The organism is Salinicoccus sp. Bachu38, from assembly GCF_038561955.2.
Lineage (GTDB): Bacteria > Bacillota > Bacilli > Staphylococcales > Salinicoccaceae > Salinicoccus > Salinicoccus bachuensis.
Genome location: NZ_CP138333.2, coordinates 1,978,498 through 2,001,025 on the forward strand (window position 1 = coordinate 1,978,498; position 22,528 = coordinate 2,001,025).

Sequence of the window (22,528 nt, forward strand, 5' to 3'; positions counted from 1 at the left end):
GTCAGCACGCGATTTAAAAATTGACGCCGGTCAAGTATTGGAAGCAAGTGAAAGATTATTCGCTCAGACGGGTTACAGCATACATATGAATGAAAAAAAACAGCCATTATATATAATGGCTGACCCTTGAGGTGGAAGCTTCTAATCAGAAGTTCCCTCATTCCCCTCTTCTCCGTTTCCTGCCTGTTCCAGCGCTTCTGCGACCTTATCCTCCTCCACCTTGAAGTCATGATCTTCCGGTGGTCTCGGTTCCCCAGTTTCGGCAATATGCTTGATATTTTCGACCTGGAACTGCCATCCTGTGAAATCCTGGGTCACGGGCCCGAACGCATAAGGCAACCTCTCTTCGAATATGAGCTCTGTATAATAGCCGGAAGACTTCAGCCGCATGTCCACTTCTCCGATATCCCACGTGAATCTGATGTGCTCCGGTTCTTCATGGACCAGCACATCCATCTCCTCATACTTTTCGTCTCCCAGATCGAACAGCAGCTGGTGTTCATCTCCAGTCTTTCTGAAGGACAGCTGTGGGAACCATTGCCTGATGCCTTCTGTCGTCCCGATGTAGTTGAAAATCCGCTCTTTCGTCGCATCGATTTCCGTCCGGATCGTCTGGTAAGCGTTGTTCTCATCTTTTTGATAGAAGATTTCCATATTTCAACCCACTTTCAAATGGTATACTTACACCTTCACCTATACCCTATCAAAAGGATATTAAAGAACTCCATATCACCTTGTTGCCCTACCGTCTGAAGCCGCCTTCACTGTTGATCACCTGTCCTGTAATCCATGCCCCTTCCCTACTGTGGAGGAACAGGAGAAGGTTGGCGACATCGGATGGTGTGCCCCACCGTTTTGCATTGAAGCGGTTTTCAATCTCCCGGTAGAGTTCCGGATCTTCAATGTAGCCCGTATCCGTTGGACCCGGATTCACAGCGTTGACACGGACATCCATCCTGCCCAGAATGTGGGCGGCCTGCACCGCCAGATTGGCAACTGCCGCCTTCGATACTGCATAGGGAATTTCATTTGTCATCGGGCCCATTCCCTGACCGGAGGTGAACAGGGTGATGCACCCTGCAGTGTCTTCGAAGTGCTTCCGGAACGCCTGGATCAGCAGCATGCTCGCAGTGACATTCGTCAGCAGATGGCTGTTGATCTCTTCGAATGTCCAATCTTCCATTTCGCACTCTGTACTGTATGCATGACAGAGGATCATATGGCTGACCGGTTCATACTTCGAGAGTTCAGCAAGCAGCTTTTCCACCCCTTCTTTTGTAGAGAGGTCCGAATCCCTAAGCCTTATGACCTTTTCCATGGGGTTCTTTTCGCCTGCATCCCCATAGCCGATGGCTTCATCATATTTTCCGGATCCATGCGCGTAGACCGCGTATCCCGACTCTGAAAACCTCCGTGCCAATTCGCTTCCGATGCCGCCCGGCCTGCTGACGCCGGTGATCAATATTCTCTTATACATGGACGTTTCCTCCTGTCTGCTAGACTCATCACCATTTATAATTATTAAATCAGCAACAGTTACAGTAGAGCTTATAGAGCCACTATAAGTTATCTCAGGCAGAATATAAATCGTTTTCCTCAACTGTCTAAAAAAGAAAGCCTGACTAATCTCTTCAGATAGTCAGGCTTTACTCATTCTCTTGCCAACCCCAAATTGGCAATGATTTCCCTTTCTTGCATCTCATTTATAGTATCTACTCGCCCGCTGATGAAGAAAGCATCAACCAATACCCAAATCCCTGTTACAAATAAAGATAAACCAAGTGTTAATAGTCCGCCGATTATAGTTGCTGCCGCCAGAGCTATGCCATAACCAATATCTCCCATGTAAAATCTATGACCTCCAAAACCGCCCAAGAAGAACCATAAAATAAATGCTATACCCTTACTTTTCTGTGATTTATCCATCTCACTACTAAGTATAGTTAGATCTTTTGTACTCATTTCCCTCTTTATATGTAAATTTGACATACCGTTTACCCCCTTCTAATAAATTAGTAACTTTTACAAAGTATACCATAAATGTATATTGTAAAATATAACTATTTATGTGGGTATTATAGAATTTAGTTTGAGCTTTACTCATGAGCAGTTCAAGTTATAGCACCTCTTTATAAATTATCAATTCATGAAAAACTCCCTTTGAAAGTTAAGACTTATAAAAGTGCAGACTTTCAAGGGAGCTTACAATTTCCATTTACTTGTTATTGATCAGCCTCTTTTGGCCATTTCGAATTCGCGTCTCATGTCCGCAGTCGGTGCTGAACCGACTTTGGAGAACATTACGATTGCGAGAGATGAGAATAGGAATCCTGGTATCAGTTCATACAGTTCGAAAGGAATGATGCCACCATCTGTCAGCATGCTCCAAAGTATGACAGTGATGCCTCCTGTGAGGATTCCGGCAAGCACGCCGTTCTTCGTCGTATCTTTCCAGAACAGCGAGAACAGCAATGCCGGACCGAATGCGGCGCCGAAGCCTGCCCATGCATATCCGACCAGACCGAGTACTGAAGAGTTGGGATCCAGCCCTACAAGGGTCGCAAAAGTGATGACAAGCAGGATGGACCCGCGGATGATCCAGAACAGTTCCTTTTCGTTGGCATTCTTCCTGAACAGTCCTTTGTATAGGTCCTCGGTCAGGCTTGTGGCTGAAACGAGCAGCTGGGTGCTGACTGTGCTCATTACAGCAGCAAGCAGCGCTACCAGCAGGATGCTGGCGATGATCGGATGGAAGAGCGTATGGGTCAACTGGATGAAGACCGACTCGGGGTTGTCCAGGCGGTTGGAGCCGAAGTACGCGGTACCGACGACGCCGATCAGAACGGCTCCATACATCGCAATGACATTCCAGCTCGTATAGACGGCTCTGCCGAGCGTGATATCTCTGGAAGAGTTGAAAGCCATGAATCTGAGTATGACATGGGGCTGGCCGAAGTACCCCAGTATGCCCCAGAAGAGTGCCGAGATGATGCCTAGCTGGGTAATGCCCGAGAAGGCATTCAGCCGGTCAGGTGAAACCTGGTCCACCCCGCTGATGACATTATCCCAGCCACCCAGTGCGAAAAATGTCACGGCAGGTACCAGGACGACGGCAACGAGCATGATGATCCCCTGCACGAAGTCCGTCCATGTGACGGCAAAGAACCCGCCTGTTGATGTATATATAAGGACGACTGCCGCAATCAGCAGCACCCCGATTGTATAGGAAACGCCGAATGTCTGCTCGAATAGAAGACCGCCGGCGACAAGTCCGGAAGATACATAGAATGTGAAAAATCCGATGATGAAAATTGCAGATACGACCTTGATGATTTTGGAAGTATCCCGTGTCCGGTTGGCCAGAAATTCCGGCAGTGTCTGTGCGTCACCGGATACGATCGTGTATTTTCTGACCTTGTTCCCGACATACTTCCAGTTCAGATAGAACCCGATGGTAAGTCCGATCGCCATCCAGAGGCCCCCGGAGAGTCCTGTGGCATATACTGCGCCGGGAAATGCCAGGAGCAGCCATCCGCTCATGTCCGAAGCGCCGGTGCTGATGCCCCCAACAACAGGGCCGAGCTCACGCCCGCCCAGTACATAATCGGAAAAATCATTACTTTTCTTATAGGCCAGATAACCGACCATCAGCATAAATATGAAATACAGCGAAAATGCTGTGAGTGAAATATAATCCATGTTTCAGTGCATGCTCCTTACCCTATTGATTTAGTTCAGCGAATGCTTCATACCCTTTTCGTGTCTCCGGGTCTCGCCCGACGATTGTTTCACAACGTCTAGTATTGATAGCAGCAGAAGCATGGGCATTGGAATAAGCACAAGTAAAATAGTAAGTGTCTCTGTCATCTAATCACCCTCCTTCAAATTATCATTCAGCCTCACTGGGCTGGTTTTTTACTCTACAGTAAAACAATCTAACACTAAAATGGACCGTTGTAAACCTTATTTTATGAAAAAACGGACCACATGGACCATTTTATGTTTAACAATCATCCATCCTCTGTTATAGTAGTCATGAAGTATTATATACATTTCGGGGTGAACTTATGGGCAACGACAACATATTGAACTATCTGATTGAAAACAAGGACAGGATGACGAAGAAGCACCGGTATCTGGTCGACTATATACTTAAAAACCATCAGGACGTCACTCTGATGAGTGCAGCCGAGCTATCGAAACAGGTAGGGGTCGGCAAGACGACCGTCCTCAGGTTCATCCATGAACTGGGGTTCGATTCCTTCTATGCTTTAAAAAAGGAACTGCTGAAACTTCAAAAGAACTACTCCAACAAATGGGAAAACCTGCAGTCTTCCTACGATAGGGACGATGATGGACGGGTGGTCAATGTTGTCTGGAAGGAACAGCTGCGCCTCCTCGACGATATGATGACACCGCATCTTCTGGAAAACTATGATGCAGCAATTGACCTGATGGCAAAAAGCCGTACCATCAACCTCCTCGGAATGCGTCCATACCGGGCAGCAGCAATTTATATGGAAGCCCTGGTACGGGAGTTCAGTCCGGGTATTCGCCAGCTCAGCCAGGATTCCGAAAGCATCATGGATCAGGTGCTCCATCTCGATTCCGAAGACGTCATCGTCATCTTCGAATATTCCCCCCACCTTGCAAAAAGTGTGGATGTCGCTGAAATTGCCCAGCAAAGGGGGATTCCGGTCATTTTCATTACCGATAACATACTCAGCCCCATCATCAAGTTTTCGGATATCGTCCTCGAGCTCAATTCGAGCCAGCAGTACTTTACACTCATCCCGATGATGGCACTGATTGAAATCATGGTGGTCGAGCTCGGACAGCGGAAGTCTTCCGATTCCGTCGACAACATCAAACAGCTCTCCACCCTCCTCAAGGAAAAGGGGTATATGGTGGAGTGACAGCAATATAAAAAGGCACAGCCTGAAGCTGTGCCTTTTTATGATCCATCCGGAAAATGAACCCTGTTATACTCCCACCCACTCATTATAGAATGGGGAAACTTGGGATGATGCTTTTCTCATAAAATTTTACAAGCAGTGTCTCCTGGCTTAATATTATAGTGCAGGTATACACTGGATTACAGCCGCTTCATGACAGCCGGCATATTATACTGAGGATCGGAAAGGAGGGCCTTTATGAAGACAAGACGCGTTCATACTTATGGCTCCGGTGGCCATTCCATTGAATATTCAATTGCAGGTTCGGGTCAGGAGAGTGTACTTCTGCTCCACGGCGGACATTCCAACTGCTACGAAACCTTCTCCTTCGGTACCCTCGTGGAAAAAGGGTTCACTGTGGTCCTTCCATCTAGGCCGGGATATGGAAAGACCTCCAAAGAGATCGGCGGCTCTTTGGCTGAAGCAGGCGCGCATTATATCGACCTTCTGAATCATCTCGGTATTGAAAAAGTACATGTCCTCGCCGTGTCTGCCGGTGGGCCATCCGGCATCCACCTCGCAGCGAAATATCCCGACAGAGTAGAAACGCTCGTCCTCCAGAGTGCTGTTACCAAAGAGTGGCTGGGGCCAGAGGATGCTCTATACAGGATATCCAGAATAATATTCCATCCCCGTGTTGAAAAGGTCACCTGGAAGTTGCTGTCAACATTCAATAATATCTTTCCCAACTTCGTCTATAGACGGATGCTCCCCTCCTTCAGCACGCTCTCCTATGAAGAGGCAGCCGGCAAAATGTCTGAGGGAGATGTTGAAGCCGTCCGGAAGATGAATGCCAGGCAGTCTTCCGGAGAAGGATTCCTGATCGACCTGTCACAGACGGGACAGATTACCGAGCAGTACTTGCAGGATATCTCCTGCCCTACACTCATCATCCATAGCAGGAATGATGCTTCTGTACCAACTGATCATCCGCTTCATGCACATGAAAATATACCGGACAGCCGTCTGATCATGACAGATTCATGGGGGCATCTGATTTGGCTCGGCAAGCATGCAGAAGAGATCGATGAAGCTGTTGTGAAGTTCCTGAAGCATCCGTCGGAAAGACGGGTATGACCGTCATCGCCGATGCACATCATTTGTTTTCAATAATATGAATTTCATCACTTGGTTTTCACTACCTAAGGCTGTCTCGTCTGCTCTTCAATCCGGCTCATATACTGGAAGGTCATCTTCAAATCCTCATCCTCCACTCTTTCTGCCAGCTGATCAAGCAAATGCTGGTTGATCCGGGCATCGGTCACTTCTCCGAATTCGTCCTGGATTTTTTTGGCCTGTTTCATAATCTTCTTGTGCTTCTTCGAAGTCAGTCCACCGAAGTAGCGGGCGGCATATCTGAGCTTCTTCGCTCGCTTACGGATATCATGCACCGCTTCATAGTCGGCCATGTCGACATTTTCATAATCCTCAGCAAGCTTGCGGCCACGCTTCTTCAGCCGCTTGCCGATATAGGCATCCCAGTCGCCGTCGATTTCAAAGGACAACTCGTGGATGGCGGAATCGACGCTTTCAATCGCCGTCTCCGCAGCACGGATGTTCGTCTTGTTGAAGGTCCGGCGCATCTCCCTGGCGCGTTCCTGATGGAGGTATTTGAACATCTCCGTGTAATGGTCGCTCAAGTCAGGCTGCCGCAGTGCAATGTCACTGCACAGTCCAATCAATACATCCAATTCCCTTAAAGGCCCATATATTTGTGCGAGGCCCTTCAATTCGCGATTGAGCCTGTCATACTCCTCCTCATCGAAAGTATGCTTCAGGAAGTTCAGCAGACTCCGCATTTTTCTCGAACTCACACGCAGGGAATGCGCCGTCTTCGGGTTATATGGGTTGTTCCCGTAATCTGTATGGGATTTATTCAGCTTTTCTGTACGCTTATGCAGTACATTTTGCAGCTCTTTCATTTTTCTCACTCCCTTTCTTTTTCTATACCCCCATCTCCATAGAAATACCTTCATTCGTATGATCTGCATACCACCCCCTCGTCCGGCTGCCGTAATACACCGTTGACGCACATGGAAAATATTGCTACGATTAACTTAATAGTTGTAATATTACAAATTTAAAGGCTGCGTGTTGCACACCCCCTCCACACATAGCAAGGCTCGTGCCTTCGGCAATCCCGATTACATAATATGGACTGCATATCGATCCACGGATATCCGGACCATATTAATAAATTTAAAGGGGTGTAGTGATGAAGCAGTTTCTTGTACGTTCCAGTTTGGTTTCCGGCGTATTTCTGATGATTATCGCCACATTGTCCCAAGGTGTTCTGGCAGCAGACTATGAAGCGGATTATGGTACCGAAAACGACGTTGCAGAAGCGAATGGCGGAATGGTGGTTTCAGCCCATCCGCTTGCTTCCGAAGTGGGTCTGGATATTCTCGAGTCGGATGGCAATGCCATCGATGCAGCAATCGCGATGCAGTTTACATTGAATGTCGTGGAGCCGATGATGTCCGGCATGGGCGGCGGTGGCTTCATGGTCGTCCATGATGGCGCCACAGGGGAAACGACCATCGTCAACAGTCGGGAACGGGCACCGGCCGGTGCCACACCGGATATGTTCCTGGATGAAGATGGGGAGCCGATTCCTTTTGAAGAACGTGTCATGCAGGGTACTTCCGTAGGGGTGCCGGGCACATTGAAGGGTCTGGATACCGCGCACCAGATGTGGGGCACCATGGCCATGCCGCAGCTGGTTGAACCGGCGATCCACCTGGCGAGTGAAGGCTTCCCGATCGATGATGTCCTTGCATTCTCCATTGAGGACAGCCAGGAAAAGCTGATGGAAAGCGCAGCGAGTGAAGTATTCTTCAACGATGGAGAACCGCTTGCCGAAGGGGACACCCTCGTGCAGGAGGACCTTGCCCATACATTGCAGCTGATCAGCGACAACGGCATCGATTACTTCTACAACAGCGAAATTGCCGAGGCTCTGGCGAACACCGTCCAGGAATTCGGCGGTTCGATGGAGAAGGACGACCTGATGCAGTACGATGTGACGGTGGACGATCCGGTTTGGGGTGAATTCAAGGGCTATGACATCGCCACGATGCCGCCACCGAGTTCCGGCGGCGTATTCCTGCTTCAGATGCTCGGCATACTGGATGGTTTCGACCTATCCCAATATGACATAAAATCCTGGGAGAAATATCACCTGATGGCGGAGACGATGCACCTGTCCTATGCCGACCGTGGTGAATATGCAGGGGATCCTGAATTCGTCGAAGTACCGATTGAAGGGCTCCTCCACCCGGATTATCTGGAGGAGAGACGGAACCTGATCAGCCTCGATTCGGTCATCGAAGAGCCGGAACCTGGCAATCCATTCGACTACCAGGGCGGCATGGCGGACTATGATTCCGTCGACCAGCCGGGGGACAGAGTCGACGGACAGACGACACACTTCAGTGTCGCCGACCAGTACGGCAATGTCGTCTCCTATACGACGACGATCGAGCAGGTATTCGGTTCAGGCATCATGGTGCCTGAATATGGATTCATGCTGAACAATGAACTGACGGACTTCGATGCAGAACCGGGCGGTGCAAATGAAGTCCAGCCGAACAAGCGTCCGCTGAGCAGCATGACGCCGACCATCGTCTTCGATGACGGCAAACCGATGATGACCGTCGGATCGCCGGGTGGTCAGACGATTATCACTTCCGTCCTGCAGACCATCATCAACAACTTCGAATATGAGATGGAACTGCAGGCGGCGGTCGAAGAGCCGCGCATCTTCACGAACGGCATGGAGAACTACACCTATGAGGAAGGTGTGCCGAGTGATGTCATCGACCGTCTGAATGGCATGGGCCACAGCTTCGGTGACGAACCCGAGTCTCTCGGCAACGTCAACAGCATCCTGATCGACCAGGAAAACGGCTCCTTCAGAGGTGTTGCCGACAGCAGCCGCAACGGTGCTGCATTCGGTCTGGAGCCTGTGGCACAGTAGGCTCCATTGCAAAATAATTCCAAACAAGCGAAAAAGCGCATTACCCGTCTGTCGACGGGTAATGCGCTTTTCATTTTATCTGTGCACGTCTTTGAGGAAATGGAAGCTTGCGGGATGCTGTCCATACCCTTCAATATCCGCCCCGAGTCCCGTAAGCAGGGATGGGTGGTAGATCGGAATAATCGGTGATTCGTCGAGGATAATCTGCTGAGCCTCTTCATAGAGCGCCAGGCGGCTTTCCTCGTCGGTTGCAGAACGTGCTTCATCGAGCAGTGCGTCGACTTCCTCATTGGAATAGCGGGAACGGTTGCCGGATGTGCCGATGTTGGAGGAATGGAACAGTGCATAGAGGCCATAGTCGGCATCCAGCGTCACCGTGCCCCAGCCGCCGATGAACATGTCGTGATCTCCTCCACCGACATAGTCGAGGAATGCGCCGGATTCGAGCTGGTAGATTTCAAGCTCTATGTTCAAATCGCCCAGTTCCTCCTGTATGAATGCTGCCATGTCGGCGGCAGTCCGGTCCATGACCGTAATCTCGGCAGTGAAGCCGTCTGCATATCCATTCTCTTCGAGCAGTGCTCTTGCCGCTTCCTTGTCGTTCTCAACAGTGTCCAGATCTTCACTGTGTCCGAACACGGCCGGCGCCAGCGGTGTATCCGCCACTTTTGCCCTGCCCACCAGCATTTCGTCGATGATGGCCTGCTTGTCGATGGCCATCGCGATTGCCTGCCTTACGACCGGATCATCGAACGGTGCCTTTTCCGTATTGAATCCGACATATTCCATCCGGACACTTTCCGTTTCGTTCATTTTCGTATCATCCGACTCGTCGATTTGTGCATAGTCGTTCGGGTCGACCGGATAGATCAGGTCGGCCGTGTCCGTCATGAGTTCCGCGATGCGCGTCGCGTCCTCAGGGACTGCCTTGAAAGTGAAGGATGCCGATTTGGCCGGCTCTCCCCAGTAGTCTTCATTGCGGGTCAGTGTCACGTAGTCGCCTTCTGAAATCTCCTCGAATTTGAACGGCCCTGTGCCGACCGGGTTGCGGTTGACCTCGGTCAGGATCTCTCCTCCATCTTCATACTGGGCATAGTCCGCCTCAATGACAGCCGGGCTGATCATGCCGCCCGCCGGGTGTGCCAAGTGCGACGGCAGGGCAGCGAACGGATGGATGGTCTTGATATGTACGGTATTTTCATCCACCACTTCGACCGCGTCTATCAGTTCAAAAAGGAAGGCTACTGGTGCACCCACTTCCTCATCCCTTACACGGTCGAGGTTCGTCTTGACCGCTTCAGCATTGAATGGTGTGCCATCATGGAATTCCACCCCTTCCCTCAGCTTGAATTCCCATGTCACATCATCAATCTGTTCGTAGGATTCCGCAAGCGCGGGCTCGATTTCGAGATCCGGCGTGAATCTTACCAGACCTTCATATATATTCACGTTCACATGATTGGACGGCTGGTCGTTCGCCGCATGCGGATCCATGGAATTCGGTGTCGCAAGCAGGCTCATGGTGATGTCTTCGGATGTTTCCGCATCATCTGCGCTCGCCTCACCATCCCCTTCCGCTTCCTCTTCAACTTCACCATCATCTGTACATGCAGCCAGCACAAGTACGAAAAACAGCGACAGCATCAAAAACAAATACTTTTTCATCTCTCTACCTCCATTTTCATATATATCCATTATACATAGTTATATACTCGGAATGAAGGCGCAAACTTACCATTTTGGTAGGAATAGTCAGCAACGTTTGCGTCACCATGTTTGAAAATACACGGCAAGGATAAATGAGGAGTGGATGAAAATTATAAAATCAATATAAAATGGAGGTCTTTCCAATGGCGAAAATCGTATTCCAATCTCCGGGCAAATATATACAGGGAGCAGGAGTCCTTGCAACCTTGGGCGAAGAGACGGAGAAACTGGCCAAAAATCCCCTTGCCATCTCTGATGAAATGGTCTGGTCAATCACTAGTGAGAAGATTACAGAAAGCTTCAGCAATGCCAATATCGATTTTGTATATGAAGAATTCAAAGGTGAAGCCTCTGAAACTGAAATTGACAGACTGAGTGATGTTGGAAAAGAAAATGAAGTTGACATCATCATCGGTGTAGGTGGCGGCAAAACCTTGGATACTTCCAAAGCGATTGCCGACAACTTGAAAGTACCAGTAATCATTGTTCCGACCACCGCTTCCACCGACGCACCAACCAGCTCCCTTTCGGTCATATACTCCGATGAAGGTGAATTTACCGGCTATCGGTTCTATGACAAGAACCCAGATCTGATTCTTGTCGATTCCGAAGTCGTCGTAAACGCACCAATCAAGTTATTCACTTCAGGTATGAGTGATGCCATGGCCACGCTTGTAGAAGCCCGTGCAGTATTGAAAAGCAACGGGGAAACGATGGTAGGCGGGCAGCCTACACTTGCTTCCGTCGCAATAGCCGAAAAATGCGAAGAAACATTGTTCAAGCATGGTCATGCAGCTTACAAGGCAGCATCCAAAGGACTTGTAACTCCGCAGGTGGAAGCTGTTATAGAGGCCAACACCCTTTTGTCCGGGCTCGGTTTCGAAAACGGTGGCCTTGCTGCCGCCCACGCAATCCATAACGGCTTCACTACACTGTCAGGGGATATTCATCACCTCTCCCATGGTGAAAAAGTGACCTATGGTACACTCGTTCAGCTGATGCTTGAAAACAGTTCTGATGAAACAATGCTCAAGTACATCGAGTTCTACAAGGGTATTGGCATGCCGACGACACTCAAAGAGATGCACCTTGAAGATACAGACTATGAAGATCTCGTAAAAGTTGGTCAACTGGCAACGGACCCGAACGACACATTTGCCAACCTGAGTGACAAGATTACTCCAGAAGAAGTAGCGAACGCCATTCTTGCTGTCAGCGAGCTAAGTAGCAGATGAGAATTCTCTCAAAACATCAACCTGTAGTAGAACCTGGCGGGACCATTCCTGCCAGGTTTTATATATTCAATATATGAAATGCACGGCTGTCAGGACGAACATCGAAATGCCCAACCGGATATGGAGCTTCCTGATCCTGATCCTCGGATCGATCAGCAGGCGATACCAGCCTGAGAGGACGAGTACGAAAAGGTTGATGGATGCGAGGAAACCTGTCAGTATCTTCATGTTTCCAAGGTCGAACCCATACATCGCCACCACCGCCCAGGCATGCAGCAGGATGATCAGAAACGCCCCCGTCCCCACCCAGCGGTGGTAGGGCCTGATCCGCTTCGACATTCTGGCGAGGCGGATCTTGGTCTGTCTGCTTTCGATGCTCCGTATCGTGGAGAATACCGCATTGCGCGTCCAATTGAATATGAAGAACAGGAAGCCGGCGAACCCCAGCAGAATATGTATGTAGGGTGTGTGGACCGACACACCCGAAGCGACGTTCCAGATCGCCCAGATGAGCAGCAGCCCATTCAATAGAAACCAGATGCTCATATATTCTCCCCCCTCACTTTTTCTCTTCATACTCTACCACATTTTACTCATGTGCCTACCCTCCCCATATATGTCGAACAGGAAAATTGAAAAAGCGGAAAGTGGACTGGTATAGTATATTCCGTTGCATCAATCAAGAAATATCAGGAGGCTTCAAATCATAATGAAGGAAAAGTACGCATCCCTGTTTGAGACCGTTCCATTGCCGAACGGCGTCGAACTCAGGAATAAATTTGTATTGGCACCACTGACACATGTTACCTCGAACGATGACGGAACCGCATCGGATGCCGAGATAGAATATATCGGCAAACGCTCCAGAGGGATGGGCTTGGCACTTACTGCCGCTTCCAACGTGACAGACCTCGGCAAGGCCTTCCCCGGACAGCCATCCATCGCCCATGACTCCGACATCGAGGGACTGAAGAAGGTTGCCCAGTCCATGAAGGCGGACGGGGCAAAGGCCCTCGTCCAGATCCACCATGGCGGTGTGCAGGCCCTACCTAAATGGACGCCGGATGGCGACTGTGTCGGACCGAGCCCGATCACCATGCAGAGCTTTGACGAGACGGAACCGCACGCGGCGCGTGAAATCACCGAGGCAGAGATCGAAGAGACGATCAGAGCATTCGGCGAGGCGACACGCCGTGCAGCAGAGGCAGGGTTCGACGGTGTAGAAATCCATGGTGCGAACCACTACATCATCCACCAGTTCGTCTCCCCCTACTTCAACAGGAGGACGGACAAATGGGGACAGGACCGCTACCTGTTCGCGATGGAGGTCGTGGATGAGGTCGTCAGGGCGGCCGAGGCATACGCGGCCGATGATTTCATCATCGGCTACCGCTTCTCTCCTGAAGAACCGCAATCTCCGGGGATCGACATGGAGATCACCGAAACGCTGATCGGCAAACTGGTCGACAAGCCGCTCGATTATCTGCATGTCTCCCTGTTTGATGTACATTCGGAGACACGCGACGGCAAGTACGCCGGCATCGAACGTGTCGAACTACTGCACAAATGGATTGGTGGCCGCATGCCGCTGATCGGCATCGGCTCCATCTTCACGCCGGACCAGGCACTCGAAGCCGTGGAATCGGGCAACGTCGACATGATCGCCCTCGGCCGTGCCGCACTGCTCGACCATGACTTCGTCAAGAAGACGGAAGCTGGCAGGGAAGATGAGATCATCAATGTGTTCGATCCGGAGCGGTCGGACAAGCACGAATTGCCGGACCCGTTATGGCAGCAGCTCTATAAAGGATTCTATCCCGTCCCACGCACGGACCAGTAGAAATAACCCCTCGTATCATCGATACGGGGGGTTCCTCTATCTATATCACTTGCGCCGCCACACTTCATACGTGTGCGGATATCTGTTCTTCTCGTCTACAGGGCCCGGCCATGCTTCGACCCGTTCGAATGGGCTATAGTCGAAATCCGCAGGGAAATACGTGTCACCTTCGAAGGTATCATGGATGACAGTGCGGTAGAGTGCATCGACCTCATCTTCGAACATCCTGAACAATGTGGCACCGCCGATGATGTACAGGTCCTCCCCATTCTCCTTCTCAAGCGCCAGTATCTCCTCTTTGGAATGCACGACGATGGCGCCGGGGGCCTCGTAGTCCGCCTGCAGCGTCAGGACGATGTTGCGACGGCCCGGCAGTGGCCGGTTCGGGATCGTCTCATATGTCTTTCGGCCCGTTACGATATCCCCGCGCATCGTCACATCCTTGAAGAACTTGATGTCTGCAGGGAGCCGCCAGGGCAGCGCCTTTTCCCTGCCGATCAGTTTGTTTTCATCTTCCGCCCACACGTAGGCAAGCATTGCGTCCCCTCCTTATAATGACAGTTTCACTTCTTCATATTTATCATCATTCATGATCTTGATATCCGTCGGTGTAATCTTCAGCACCTTCAGGTGCGGATTGTCTTTCGAATCGAAGAATTCTGCATCCGCATCCTCCCATAGCCAGTCGATCGTCTCCTGAGCATTGATGCGCTCGACGTCACCATATACTTCGACGAACGCATGATTCCGAGAGTCATGGAACCCGAGCAGTACATGCGCTTTCGGATTACCTGCGAGCTCATCATATTTCGGCGACTGGTCATTCGTCTTCGCATATAGTGTCAGTCCATCATTATAGAACCACATGTACCGCGCGTTCGGTTCATTATTCTGTGCTGTGGACAATACGCCAATCTTCGATTCATCCAATATTTCGGTAATGCGTTCTATCGCCTTTGACTGTTCCATCGTATCACCTGTCCTTCTGAATGTTATACATATCCATAGCCCGATTCGGGGTGTTTGAATCATCAGAGCGGGCGCCCGGCTCCGAGGAACATTCTATTTGGCCAGTTCGGCTTTCGCCGGATTCTTCGGTTTTTCGCGTTTTTTCGCCATTTCCATCCTGTCATTGTATCCCCATACATAGGTGAGACCGAAGGCCAGGAACAGCGTGATTGCTGTGACGAGGATGGCATACCAGAAGTTCTCAGTGATGCCGTTGTCGGGATCGATGAAGGAAGGCAGCCCGATGATCGATCCGATGATGCTCCACATGTTGATGCCGAGCAGGCCCGTCAGGAAGCCGCCGACTGCACTGGCGATGCTGGCACATATGAACGGTCTGCGGAAACGCAGGTTGATGCCGTAGATTGCCGGCTCCGTAATGCCGCAGAATGCAGAAAAGGCGCCGGCATACCCGAGTTCCTTGATGTCCGCCTTTTTCGTTTTGACGGCCACGCCAAGGGCCGCCCCGCCCTGGCCGACGATGGTCATGCTCACCATCGCAGACAGATAGCTGTATCCGAGTGTCGCAAAGTCATTGACATAGATCGGGATGATGCCCCAGTGCAGGCCGAAGATCACCAGTAGCTGGTAGAATCCATTGATGATCGCGCCGAATATCGGTGCATTCAGGCTCAGCATGGATTCGAGTCCATTGGCGAGCAGTGAAGAGAATCCGATCAGTACCGGTCCTGTGAGTATGAGCGTGGCCGTCGCCACGATGCCGATGACGACGATGGGGATGAATATCGCCTGTATGTACGCCGACACCCAGGTCTTCAGCCAGTCCTCGAGCTTTTTGACCATCCATGCTGCAAGAATCATCGGAAATATCGAATAGGTGTATGCCAGGAACGGAAAATCGACCGTGCCGATCGAGAAGATGCTCACTTCGCTGTTCGCCGCCTCGAGTATGGTCGGATGAATGATCACGCCCCCGATGACGGCAGTCAGCAGTGGATTGCCATCCAGCCTTTTTGCCGCGTTGAAACCGACCAGCACAGGCAGGAAGTAGAATACCGCATCAGCCATCGCGTTGATGATCAGGTAGGCTGTGCCCGTATCGGAAATGATGTTGGAACTGGTCAATACAGCGAGAAGCCCCTTGATGATACCCGCTGCTGCGAGAATATTGATGATTGGCATCACGGCACCGGTGATGATGCCAATCAGGTTATTGAAGCCATTCCGCACCTTTTCGGAAGCAGTGCGTTCCCCGGGCGGATCGGCTGCAGGTGCAGTTTCATCACCTGACTCATCGGAGAGGGACAGCTGCCCAGTCACTTCCTTGTGGATGTCATCGACCGCCGGACCCACCACCACCTGGTACTGGCCCCCTGCCTCCACCACTCCCATGACGCCGTCCAATTCCTTTATCTTTTCGCTGTCGGGGAGGGTCTCATCCTTCAGATAGAAGCGAAGACGTGTGACGCAGTGGATGACGGTGTCGATGTTCCCTTCACCGCCAAGCAGCCGGATGATATCCTCCGCCAGTGTGCGATAGTCCTTTTTATTCTTCATCGATGATTGCACCTTTCTTTACAATATTGTTTTTCATTCAATATCCCCTGAAATACATGCATGTTCAGACCCTATTATTCTAGCACAAAATCCCGCTTGCGGAATCCTGTGCATTATTTGAATCCAGACAGGAATGGAGCCGGATTACGGGTATAGTAATAATACATTGCTGTCCGGCAATTCATCATCATGGAGGTGATATGTATGGAGAAGGAAGTGTTGATCGTCGGGGCGGGGCCGACCGGACTCGCTCTTGCCATCGGCCTGGAGAGGCATGGCGTCCCCTTCCGTCTCATCGAACAGCATGACGGTCCCGGCACGACTTCGCGGGCGATGGTCGTCCATGCGCGGACACTCGAATTCTACCGGCAGTTCGGCCTCGCGCATCGACTGGTCGAAGCCGGCATCGTGGAGAATGCCGTCCACATCTACAAGGACCGGATGGAAGTGGGCACGATACCACTCGGGGAAATGGGTACGGGCATCAGCCCCTACCCCTACCTGCTGAGTTTGGCCCAGGATGTACATGAGTCGATCCTTGTCGAATACCTGGGATCCAAGGGCGTCCGGGTGGAATGGCAGACGAAGCTGATGTCATTTGAGGAAAAGGAAGACCACATCGAAGCGGAAATATGCAGCCAAGGGGAAGCGTCGCATGCGTCATTCGCGTATGTATGCGGCTGTGATGGGGCCCATAGTACCGTTCGGCACCAGCTTGGGCTCGATTTTCCCGGCGGGACGTACAGTCAGATGTTCTTCGTCGCGGATGCTGAAAACACACAGCCGTTCAAAGGGATGTCGGCAGGCTTCCGGGGGAGTGAATTCAACCTGGCGCTGAACATCCGGACGACCGGGACCGTCCGTCTGATCGGCGTCATTCCGCCCCATCTGATCGACCCGGAACCCCCTGCTGAATTCGATCCGCTCATCCCGCATGTTGAAAGTGTACTGCCCGTCAAAGTGGGCAGGGTGAACTGGTACTCCCCCTACAAGGTCCACCACCGTGTGGCGGAATCCTTCAGACGGGGACGCACCTTCATCCTGGGCGACGCCGCCCATATCCACAGTCCGGCAGGCGGCCAGGGCATGAACACCGGCATCGGTGATGCCTTCAATCTGGCATGGAAGCTTGCCCTTGTCATGCAGGGAAGGATGGACCGCAGCATCCTCGATACGTACGAGCCGGAAAGGATCGCCTTTGCACGGAAGCTCGTTGCGACGACCGACCGTATATTCAGGGAAGCGGTCAATCGGAAACGGTTCAGGAACATCATCATGCCCCATGTTCTCCCAAAACTGGTGCAGTTCTCGAAAGTGCGGCGCATGCTTTTCAAAGTCATCTCCCAGACAAGGATCCGCTATCCCGACAGTCCGCTGAGTGAAGGAAAAAGTGGACGGATCGAAGCCGGAGACCGCCTGCCATGGATTCGGATGGAAGATGGCGACAACTTCGAACCGCTTGTGAGCGTGGATTGGCAGCTCCATGTCTACGGTCATCCGAATGGAGAGGTTAAGCAGCTGTCCGACCGGTCAGGCATCCCGCTCCACCATGCCCGATGGACAAAAGGGATGAAGCGGAAGGGCATCAGAAAAAATGCCGCCTACCTGATCCGTCCTGACGGTCATGTCGGCGTGGCCACGACCACGGGAAATGTCGGACGTATCGAGGGGTACATCAAACGGTTCAATCTGAAAATGGAATAGGAAATGCCCCTGACGCCATCTTTCGGCACCAGGGGCATCTTATATTGGCTGTTGCCTTCTAGCGGTTTTCAGCCGGTACTTTGGATTCACCGCGCATTTTTTTGAATGCGACGATGATCGCCGTCACCAGCAGGACGATGGCCGCTACGAGCAGGACGATATCAAGGCTGGCATATTCCCCATCGTTCTTCGTATATATGGCAAAATACGGCCAGGTGAAGACGAGCGGATACAGCCAGTCCCTGAAGTAGAGCGCGATTGCCACGCCGATCAGGGTCGCCACGATCAGTATAAGGTTCGTCCAGGCAAGTTCGCCCAGCCCCAGGATGCTCTCGACATTGTTGTCCACGGCCAGTGTGAAAATGTTGACGATGGTCGCCACCGTCACCCAGGCAAAATATATGGAAAACGGCAGCCGGTCGAACCAGTGATAGCCGGTTTCAGTCATCGTGGAATACATTTCCGCCAATGTATACAAGAGTGCGATGATCACGATTACGGACGCGAATATCCACTGCTGGGTGAAGACGATGATCCACACGGCATTCAGCAGGAAATTGACGATCGGCCAGAATTTCAGGCGGTACGCCATAGAACCTTCCCATGTTTTCGCAAAGAACGCCTTAATGACCCATGCGAATAGCAGGATGTAGATCAGGCCCCAGATCGAGAATGCGAAACCTGCCGGCTGGATGATTGATTCATTATCGTTCGCCACACCGCCCACATTGGTGGTGGTCAAGTAGTTCACAAAAATCATGAAGATGAATGCGACAAGATATCCAATCGCCCACTTCTTCTGTTTGGACATAGGACTTCACCCTCTCAATAGGTGATTGTGTTCCTTACCTATTCTCTATATAAAGACCCGTGAAACATCCGTGGCCATCCAATCAAAGAATATCCCTTCGGCAACAGAGGCTTTCCTGTATGCCCAAAGGGATATCCTCCTGACTCTCGAAATATATTTTCCCGTCCGTTTTACGGAAATGCTCATGTCTTCCGCATGCCTGCAAGCCGCGTGGCGATCTGCGGCGCCATTTCAAACAGCAGGATGCCGGCGACGGCGGAAAAGAATATGAACATGCCGCTGAACGTCTTGAGTTCGGTCGCAGCGAGTGCGGCGATGATGATGGAGAACTCCCCGCGCGGGGTGAGTGAGAATCCCGCTGTCCACGACTGTTTTATGCCGAGACCATAGATCTGCCCGCCGAAGTAGCCGACGGCAATTTTGGCGACGATGGACCAGACGAGCAGGATGCTCAGCAGCGGAATCATCGGCACGCCTTCCGTCACATCTATGGTGGTCCCGAAATAGATGAAGAAAATCGGAATCAGCAGATCCCGCATGTTGCGGGTATGGTTCTGCAGGTCCTTCGACTGTTTGGATTCTGCGAACATGATGCCGGCGAGGAAGGCCCCGAGCACTTCCGACAGGCCAAGCCATAGCGCAAGCCCTGCATAGAACAGGGCGAACCCGATGATGAAGAGGATGAAGAAGTCTTCATCGAGCAGCCGTCCGATGAACGGCCTGAGGCGGGTGAACACCACTCTGGCAAGGAAAATCGCCACGGCGATCAGCACTATGATCTTTACGAAGACGATGAACAGCTGCATTCCTGAAATGCCGCCACTAAGATACATGCTTGCGATGACTGCAACAAGTATGGGCGCCACCACATCCTCGAATATCAGGATGCCGAGCATGAAGTCCGACTCATCGTTGATGAGCCGGTTGCTCTTCTGCAGCATCTTTGCTGTGATCGACGAGCTGGTTGCATAAACGACCCCGCCGACAAGCAGGGCACTCGTGACGTCGAGGCCCATGAATACCGCGATGAAGAAAGTCACACCGAACGACAGCACCAGATCGATCAGACCCGGACGGTAGATGTCCCGGGCCATCCGGCCAAGCACCTTGATGGGAAACTCCATCCCTAGCATGAAGAACAGGAGGACGATCCCCACTTCGGCAGCATAGTGCATCAGTTCCGATTCTTCAATAAAAAGTCCAATCATGATACCGAGCAGAAGGAAGATGATGACATCCGGTATTTTCAGCCTGTATGCCAGCAGGCCTCCGACAAACAGTGCAAGGAGGAGAAGCCCACTGACGAACAGCGTCGGCGCTGTAAGGAATCCACTCATCCATGACCGCTCTTGCAGCGTTTTTCAAATTCGATGATTGCATCATATTCGCCGACGACCAGAAGTACATCACCTTCCATGATTTCAAACGATGCATCGGGCCTTGGCACGATATCCTCATCCCTGTTGACGCTCACAATGGATATTTCATCCATATCCCCATCTTCTGCCTCCTCGATGGTCATGCCTGAGATGGGTGCTCCTTTACGCACCTTGATCCAGTCCATTATCTTTTTCTCTCTGAAGATGTTGAACCGTTCGAACTCCTCTTCGTCGATGGTGTCGTGGTTGATGTCGATCAGCTTCAGGCCGACATCCTTCGCCTCATCGGAAGTGAGGGCAACATTATAGTCCACATCTTCATCCTCGTTGACGATGTACAGCTCTCGCTTGCCATTAGTATGGAGGACGATTACGATGTTCAGCCCATCCGTCGTCGTCAGGGAATATTTCGTACCGATTCCGGGCAATACCTGTTCTTTCATACACACCGCCCCTATCCCGCATAATATGGTATCCCGCCTTTTTCCACCTTCGTATCCCCAGCGGTCAGACGGGCCGTACGGTAATCTCGTTCACATTGACATGATCCGGCTGGGTGACGGCATACAGGACCGCTTCCGCAATATCATCCGGGTCGAGCTTCCTACGGCCGTCCTCGAAGGGGCTTTCCGCACTCAAGTCCGTCTCCACCATACCGGGGGAGACATTGGTGACGCGCACCCCGGACTGTTCGAGCTCCTTTTCCAGCCCGGTTGAAATGGCCCGTACAGCAAACTTCGTCGCGCTGTACACCGTAAGCCTCGGGATGACTTCGAACCCGACATCGGAAGCGATGTTGACGATATGTCCGTTTTGCCGTGCAATCATGTCGTCGAGCACGGAATGGATGCCGTAGAGTACGCTTTTGACATTGAGGTCGATCATTTGGCTCCAGTTTCCCACATCACCTTCCACCACTCTGCTCGACCCCATCATACCGGCGCTGTTGACATAGATGTCCACTGCACCGAATGCTTCCTTCGCACGTACCGCCAGTGCCGACACTTCCTCCTGCTTCGTCATATCGGTTTCGACACTTATCGCCCGCCCTTTACAGCCGATATCCGATATCACCTTTTCCAGCCTGTCCCCGTTCCTTGCCGCAAGGACAACATTCGCACCGGCATCCGCAAGACGCTTCGATATCGCGGCGCCAATCCCGCTGCTTGCTCCGGTGATGACCGCTGTTTTTCCTGCCAACTGCTCCGCCATTCCACATTCTCCTCATTTATATTTGTAGCTGGTCATGATGGTGGTCTTTATCAATACCCCCTGCCGGCGGCTATAGACCCTGCGTCTCCAATTTTTGCTTCAATCAGCAGACACCTGCAATCAGCATCCCCTTCTATCCACTCAAGCCATTCCAATAGGATGAGGATGACGCTATTTCAGCAGGAAACCCGCCTTCAACGCGTCTTCAGGGTCGACGATGAACTGATGGAAACCGGTAATGAAGGCACTGCCTTCAATTTTTGGGATGATTGCCGGATAGTTTTCGATTTCTGCCGTCTGCAGCATGTGCGCCAGGAACTTCCCGCCGGTGATCCCCTCATGGATGAAACTTTCCCCTTCATTCAGCATTCCAGAGTCATAGAGCGATGCTGCTCTTGCAGCGGTGCCCGAGCCACAGGGAGAGCGATCAATCTGTCTATCGCCGAATACTGCCACGTTCCGCGTGGGAGCATCCACACCTTCGAATGCGTCATAGAAAATGGTGCCATATATCCCTGAGATATCTTCATATGGATGTTTTACTTCCAATTGTGCTTCAACGGAACGCTTCACCTTTTCTCCCCATTCCTGCAGGGCTGGCAGACTATGAAGGTCCAATGCCATATCCAGTTCACGAATATCGACGAGCGCATAAAAAGCACCACCATAGGAGATGTCGGCTTCAAATCTGCACCCTTCCACCTCAAGGGGCAATGACTTTTTATACATGAAGGAAGGGACATTTTCAAATGACACCGACTCCACTTTCCGTCCCCTGATTTTCGCATGTGCCTTCACGGGACCGCAGGGACAGTCGATGATGAAGTCAGGTGTGTCATCATCAATGGCGATCATTCCGGTTTCAACCGCTGTTGTGACGACAGCGATGACGCCATGGCCACACATGGTGCTCCACCCTTCATTGTGCATGAATAATACGCCGAGGTCAGCGCCTTCTGTAACAGGCGGTGTAATGATGCAGCCATACATGCCTTCATGGCCCCTGGGTTCATGCATCAGCTCTCTCCTTATGTAGTCGAGATGCTCCATACAGTAGGCGCGCTTCTCAAGCTGTGTATTCCCTTTGATGTCAGGTACCCCTCCAGTGATGATCCTTAGGGGTTCTCCTGCAACATGGACGTCGATTGTGGTATATATCTTCTTGAATTCCATGGTGTTC

At 51.4% G+C, this 22,528-nt stretch carries 21 protein-coding genes; 6 read left to right on the forward strand and 15 right to left on the reverse strand.

Annotated features, from left to right (window positions below):
* Window positions 1–141: 141 nt before the first annotated feature.
* The 4 genes from RQP18_RS10120 to putP form a co-directional block, all read right to left on the reverse strand.
* A complete protein-coding gene (locus RQP18_RS10120; RefSeq protein ID WP_342387573.1) occupies window positions 142–654 on the reverse strand; it encodes a hypothetical protein in 513 nt (170 codons plus the stop codon).
* Window positions 655–742: 88 nt separating this feature from the next.
* Entirely contained in the window at window positions 743–1,477 is a 735-nt protein-coding gene (locus RQP18_RS10125) for an SDR family oxidoreductase (RefSeq protein WP_342387574.1), read from the reverse strand.
* 173 nt (window positions 1,478–1,650) lie between these two features.
* Entirely contained in the window at window positions 1,651–1,989 is a 339-nt protein-coding gene (locus RQP18_RS10130) for a TM2 domain-containing protein (protein ID WP_342387575.1), read from the reverse strand.
* Window positions 1,990–2,229: 240 nt separating this feature from the next.
* Window positions 2,230–3,699, reverse strand: a complete 1,470-nt coding sequence (putP, locus tag RQP18_RS10135; RefSeq protein WP_342387576.1) for a sodium/proline symporter PutP — start codon at window positions 3,697–3,699, stop codon at window positions 2,230–2,232.
* A 368-nt stretch (window positions 3,700–4,067) separates the two neighbouring features.
* Between putP and RQP18_RS10140 the strand changes: the two genes are divergently transcribed.
* A complete protein-coding gene (locus RQP18_RS10140) occupies window positions 4,068–4,916 on the forward strand; it encodes a MurR/RpiR family transcriptional regulator (protein ID WP_342387577.1) in 849 nt (282 codons plus the stop codon).
* A gap of 237 nt (window positions 4,917–5,153) precedes the next feature.
* Window positions 5,154–6,032, forward strand: a complete 879-nt coding sequence (locus RQP18_RS10145) for an alpha/beta fold hydrolase (protein WP_342387578.1) — start codon at window positions 5,154–5,156, stop codon at window positions 6,030–6,032.
* A gap of 65 nt (window positions 6,033–6,097) precedes the next feature.
* Here the strand turns inward: RQP18_RS10145 and RQP18_RS10150 are convergent, their stop codons facing one another.
* Entirely contained in the window at window positions 6,098–6,877 is a 780-nt protein-coding gene (locus RQP18_RS10150; RefSeq protein ID WP_342387579.1) for a CHAD domain-containing protein, read from the reverse strand.
* A gap of 341 nt (window positions 6,878–7,218) precedes the next feature.
* Here RQP18_RS10150 and ggt point away from each other — a divergent pair, with 341 nt between their 5' ends.
* Window positions 7,219–8,934 (forward strand): gamma-glutamyltransferase, encoded by a 1,716-nt coding sequence (gene ggt, locus RQP18_RS10155; RefSeq protein ID WP_373446167.1) that lies wholly within the window; start codon window positions 7,219–7,221, stop codon window positions 8,932–8,934.
* 75 nt (window positions 8,935–9,009) lie between these two features.
* Here ggt and RQP18_RS10160 read toward each other — a convergent pair whose 3' ends face one another.
* Window positions 9,010–10,599: a glutathione ABC transporter substrate-binding protein gene (locus tag RQP18_RS10160; protein ID WP_342387581.1), complete on the reverse strand. Its 1,590-nt coding sequence runs from the start codon at window positions 10,597–10,599 to the stop codon at window positions 9,010–9,012.
* Between the two features lie 185 nt (window positions 10,600–10,784).
* On the opposite strand from RQP18_RS10160, the gene RQP18_RS10165 reads away from it, so the two are divergent.
* The gene (locus RQP18_RS10165; protein ID WP_342387582.1) at window positions 10,785–11,876 is read left to right on the forward strand and encodes a glycerol dehydrogenase; all 1,092 of its coding nucleotides are present in this window, start codon (window positions 10,785–10,787) and stop codon (window positions 11,874–11,876) included.
* 66 nt (window positions 11,877–11,942) lie between these two features.
* On the opposite strand, the gene RQP18_RS10170 is transcribed toward RQP18_RS10165, so the two are convergent.
* Window positions 11,943–12,422 (reverse strand): hypothetical protein, encoded by a 480-nt coding sequence (locus tag RQP18_RS10170; RefSeq protein ID WP_342387583.1) that lies wholly within the window; start codon window positions 12,420–12,422, stop codon window positions 11,943–11,945.
* Between the two features lie 163 nt (window positions 12,423–12,585).
* Here RQP18_RS10170 and RQP18_RS10175 point away from each other — a divergent pair, with 163 nt between their 5' ends.
* The gene (locus RQP18_RS10175) at window positions 12,586–13,716 is read left to right on the forward strand and encodes an NADH-dependent flavin oxidoreductase (protein ID WP_342387584.1); all 1,131 of its coding nucleotides are present in this window, start codon (window positions 12,586–12,588) and stop codon (window positions 13,714–13,716) included.
* A 45-nt stretch (window positions 13,717–13,761) separates the two neighbouring features.
* On the opposite strand, the gene RQP18_RS10180 is transcribed toward RQP18_RS10175, so the two are convergent.
* From RQP18_RS10180 to RQP18_RS10190, 3 genes are all read right to left on the reverse strand, one after another.
* Window positions 13,762–14,253 (reverse strand): dihydrofolate reductase, encoded by a 492-nt coding sequence (locus tag RQP18_RS10180; RefSeq protein WP_342387585.1) that lies wholly within the window; start codon window positions 14,251–14,253, stop codon window positions 13,762–13,764.
* Window positions 14,254–14,265: 12 nt separating this feature from the next.
* Complete coding sequence (locus RQP18_RS10185) at window positions 14,266–14,685, reverse strand: pyridoxamine 5'-phosphate oxidase family protein (RefSeq protein ID WP_342387586.1); 420 nt, start codon at window positions 14,683–14,685, stop codon at window positions 14,266–14,268.
* Window positions 14,686–14,778: 93 nt separating this feature from the next.
* On the reverse strand, window positions 14,779–16,242 hold the full coding sequence (locus RQP18_RS10190) for a PTS transporter subunit EIIC (protein ID WP_342387587.1): 1,464 nt from the start codon (window positions 16,240–16,242) through the stop codon (window positions 14,779–14,781).
* A gap of 204 nt (window positions 16,243–16,446) precedes the next feature.
* Here RQP18_RS10190 and RQP18_RS10195 point away from each other — a divergent pair, with 204 nt between their 5' ends.
* A complete protein-coding gene (locus tag RQP18_RS10195; RefSeq protein WP_342387588.1) occupies window positions 16,447–17,946 on the forward strand; it encodes an FAD-dependent monooxygenase in 1,500 nt (499 codons plus the stop codon).
* A 58-nt stretch (window positions 17,947–18,004) separates the two neighbouring features.
* Here RQP18_RS10195 and RQP18_RS10200 read toward each other — a convergent pair whose 3' ends face one another.
* The 5 genes from RQP18_RS10200 to RQP18_RS10220 form a co-directional block, all read right to left on the reverse strand.
* Window positions 18,005–18,757 carry a tryptophan-rich sensory protein gene (locus RQP18_RS10200; protein WP_342387589.1) on the reverse strand — a complete coding sequence of 251 codons (753 nt, stop codon included), beginning with the start codon at window positions 18,755–18,757 and terminating at the stop codon, window positions 18,005–18,007.
* 182 nt (window positions 18,758–18,939) lie between these two features.
* Window positions 18,940–20,094, reverse strand: a complete 1,155-nt coding sequence (locus RQP18_RS10205; protein WP_342387590.1) for a cation:proton antiporter — start codon at window positions 20,092–20,094, stop codon at window positions 18,940–18,942.
* The gene (locus RQP18_RS10210; protein ID WP_342387591.1) at window positions 20,091–20,579 is read right to left on the reverse strand and encodes a cation:proton antiporter regulatory subunit; all 489 of its coding nucleotides are present in this window, start codon (window positions 20,577–20,579) and stop codon (window positions 20,091–20,093) included. The genes RQP18_RS10205 and RQP18_RS10210 overlap by 4 nt, the downstream gene beginning before the upstream one ends.
* Before the next feature lie 64 nt (window positions 20,580–20,643).
* Entirely contained in the window at window positions 20,644–21,348 is a 705-nt protein-coding gene (locus RQP18_RS10215) for an SDR family oxidoreductase (protein WP_342387592.1), read from the reverse strand.
* A gap of 171 nt (window positions 21,349–21,519) precedes the next feature.
* Window positions 21,520–22,521, reverse strand: a complete 1,002-nt coding sequence (locus RQP18_RS10220) for a proline racemase family protein (RefSeq protein WP_342387593.1) — start codon at window positions 22,519–22,521, stop codon at window positions 21,520–21,522.
* Window positions 22,522–22,528 lie beyond the last annotated feature (7 nt).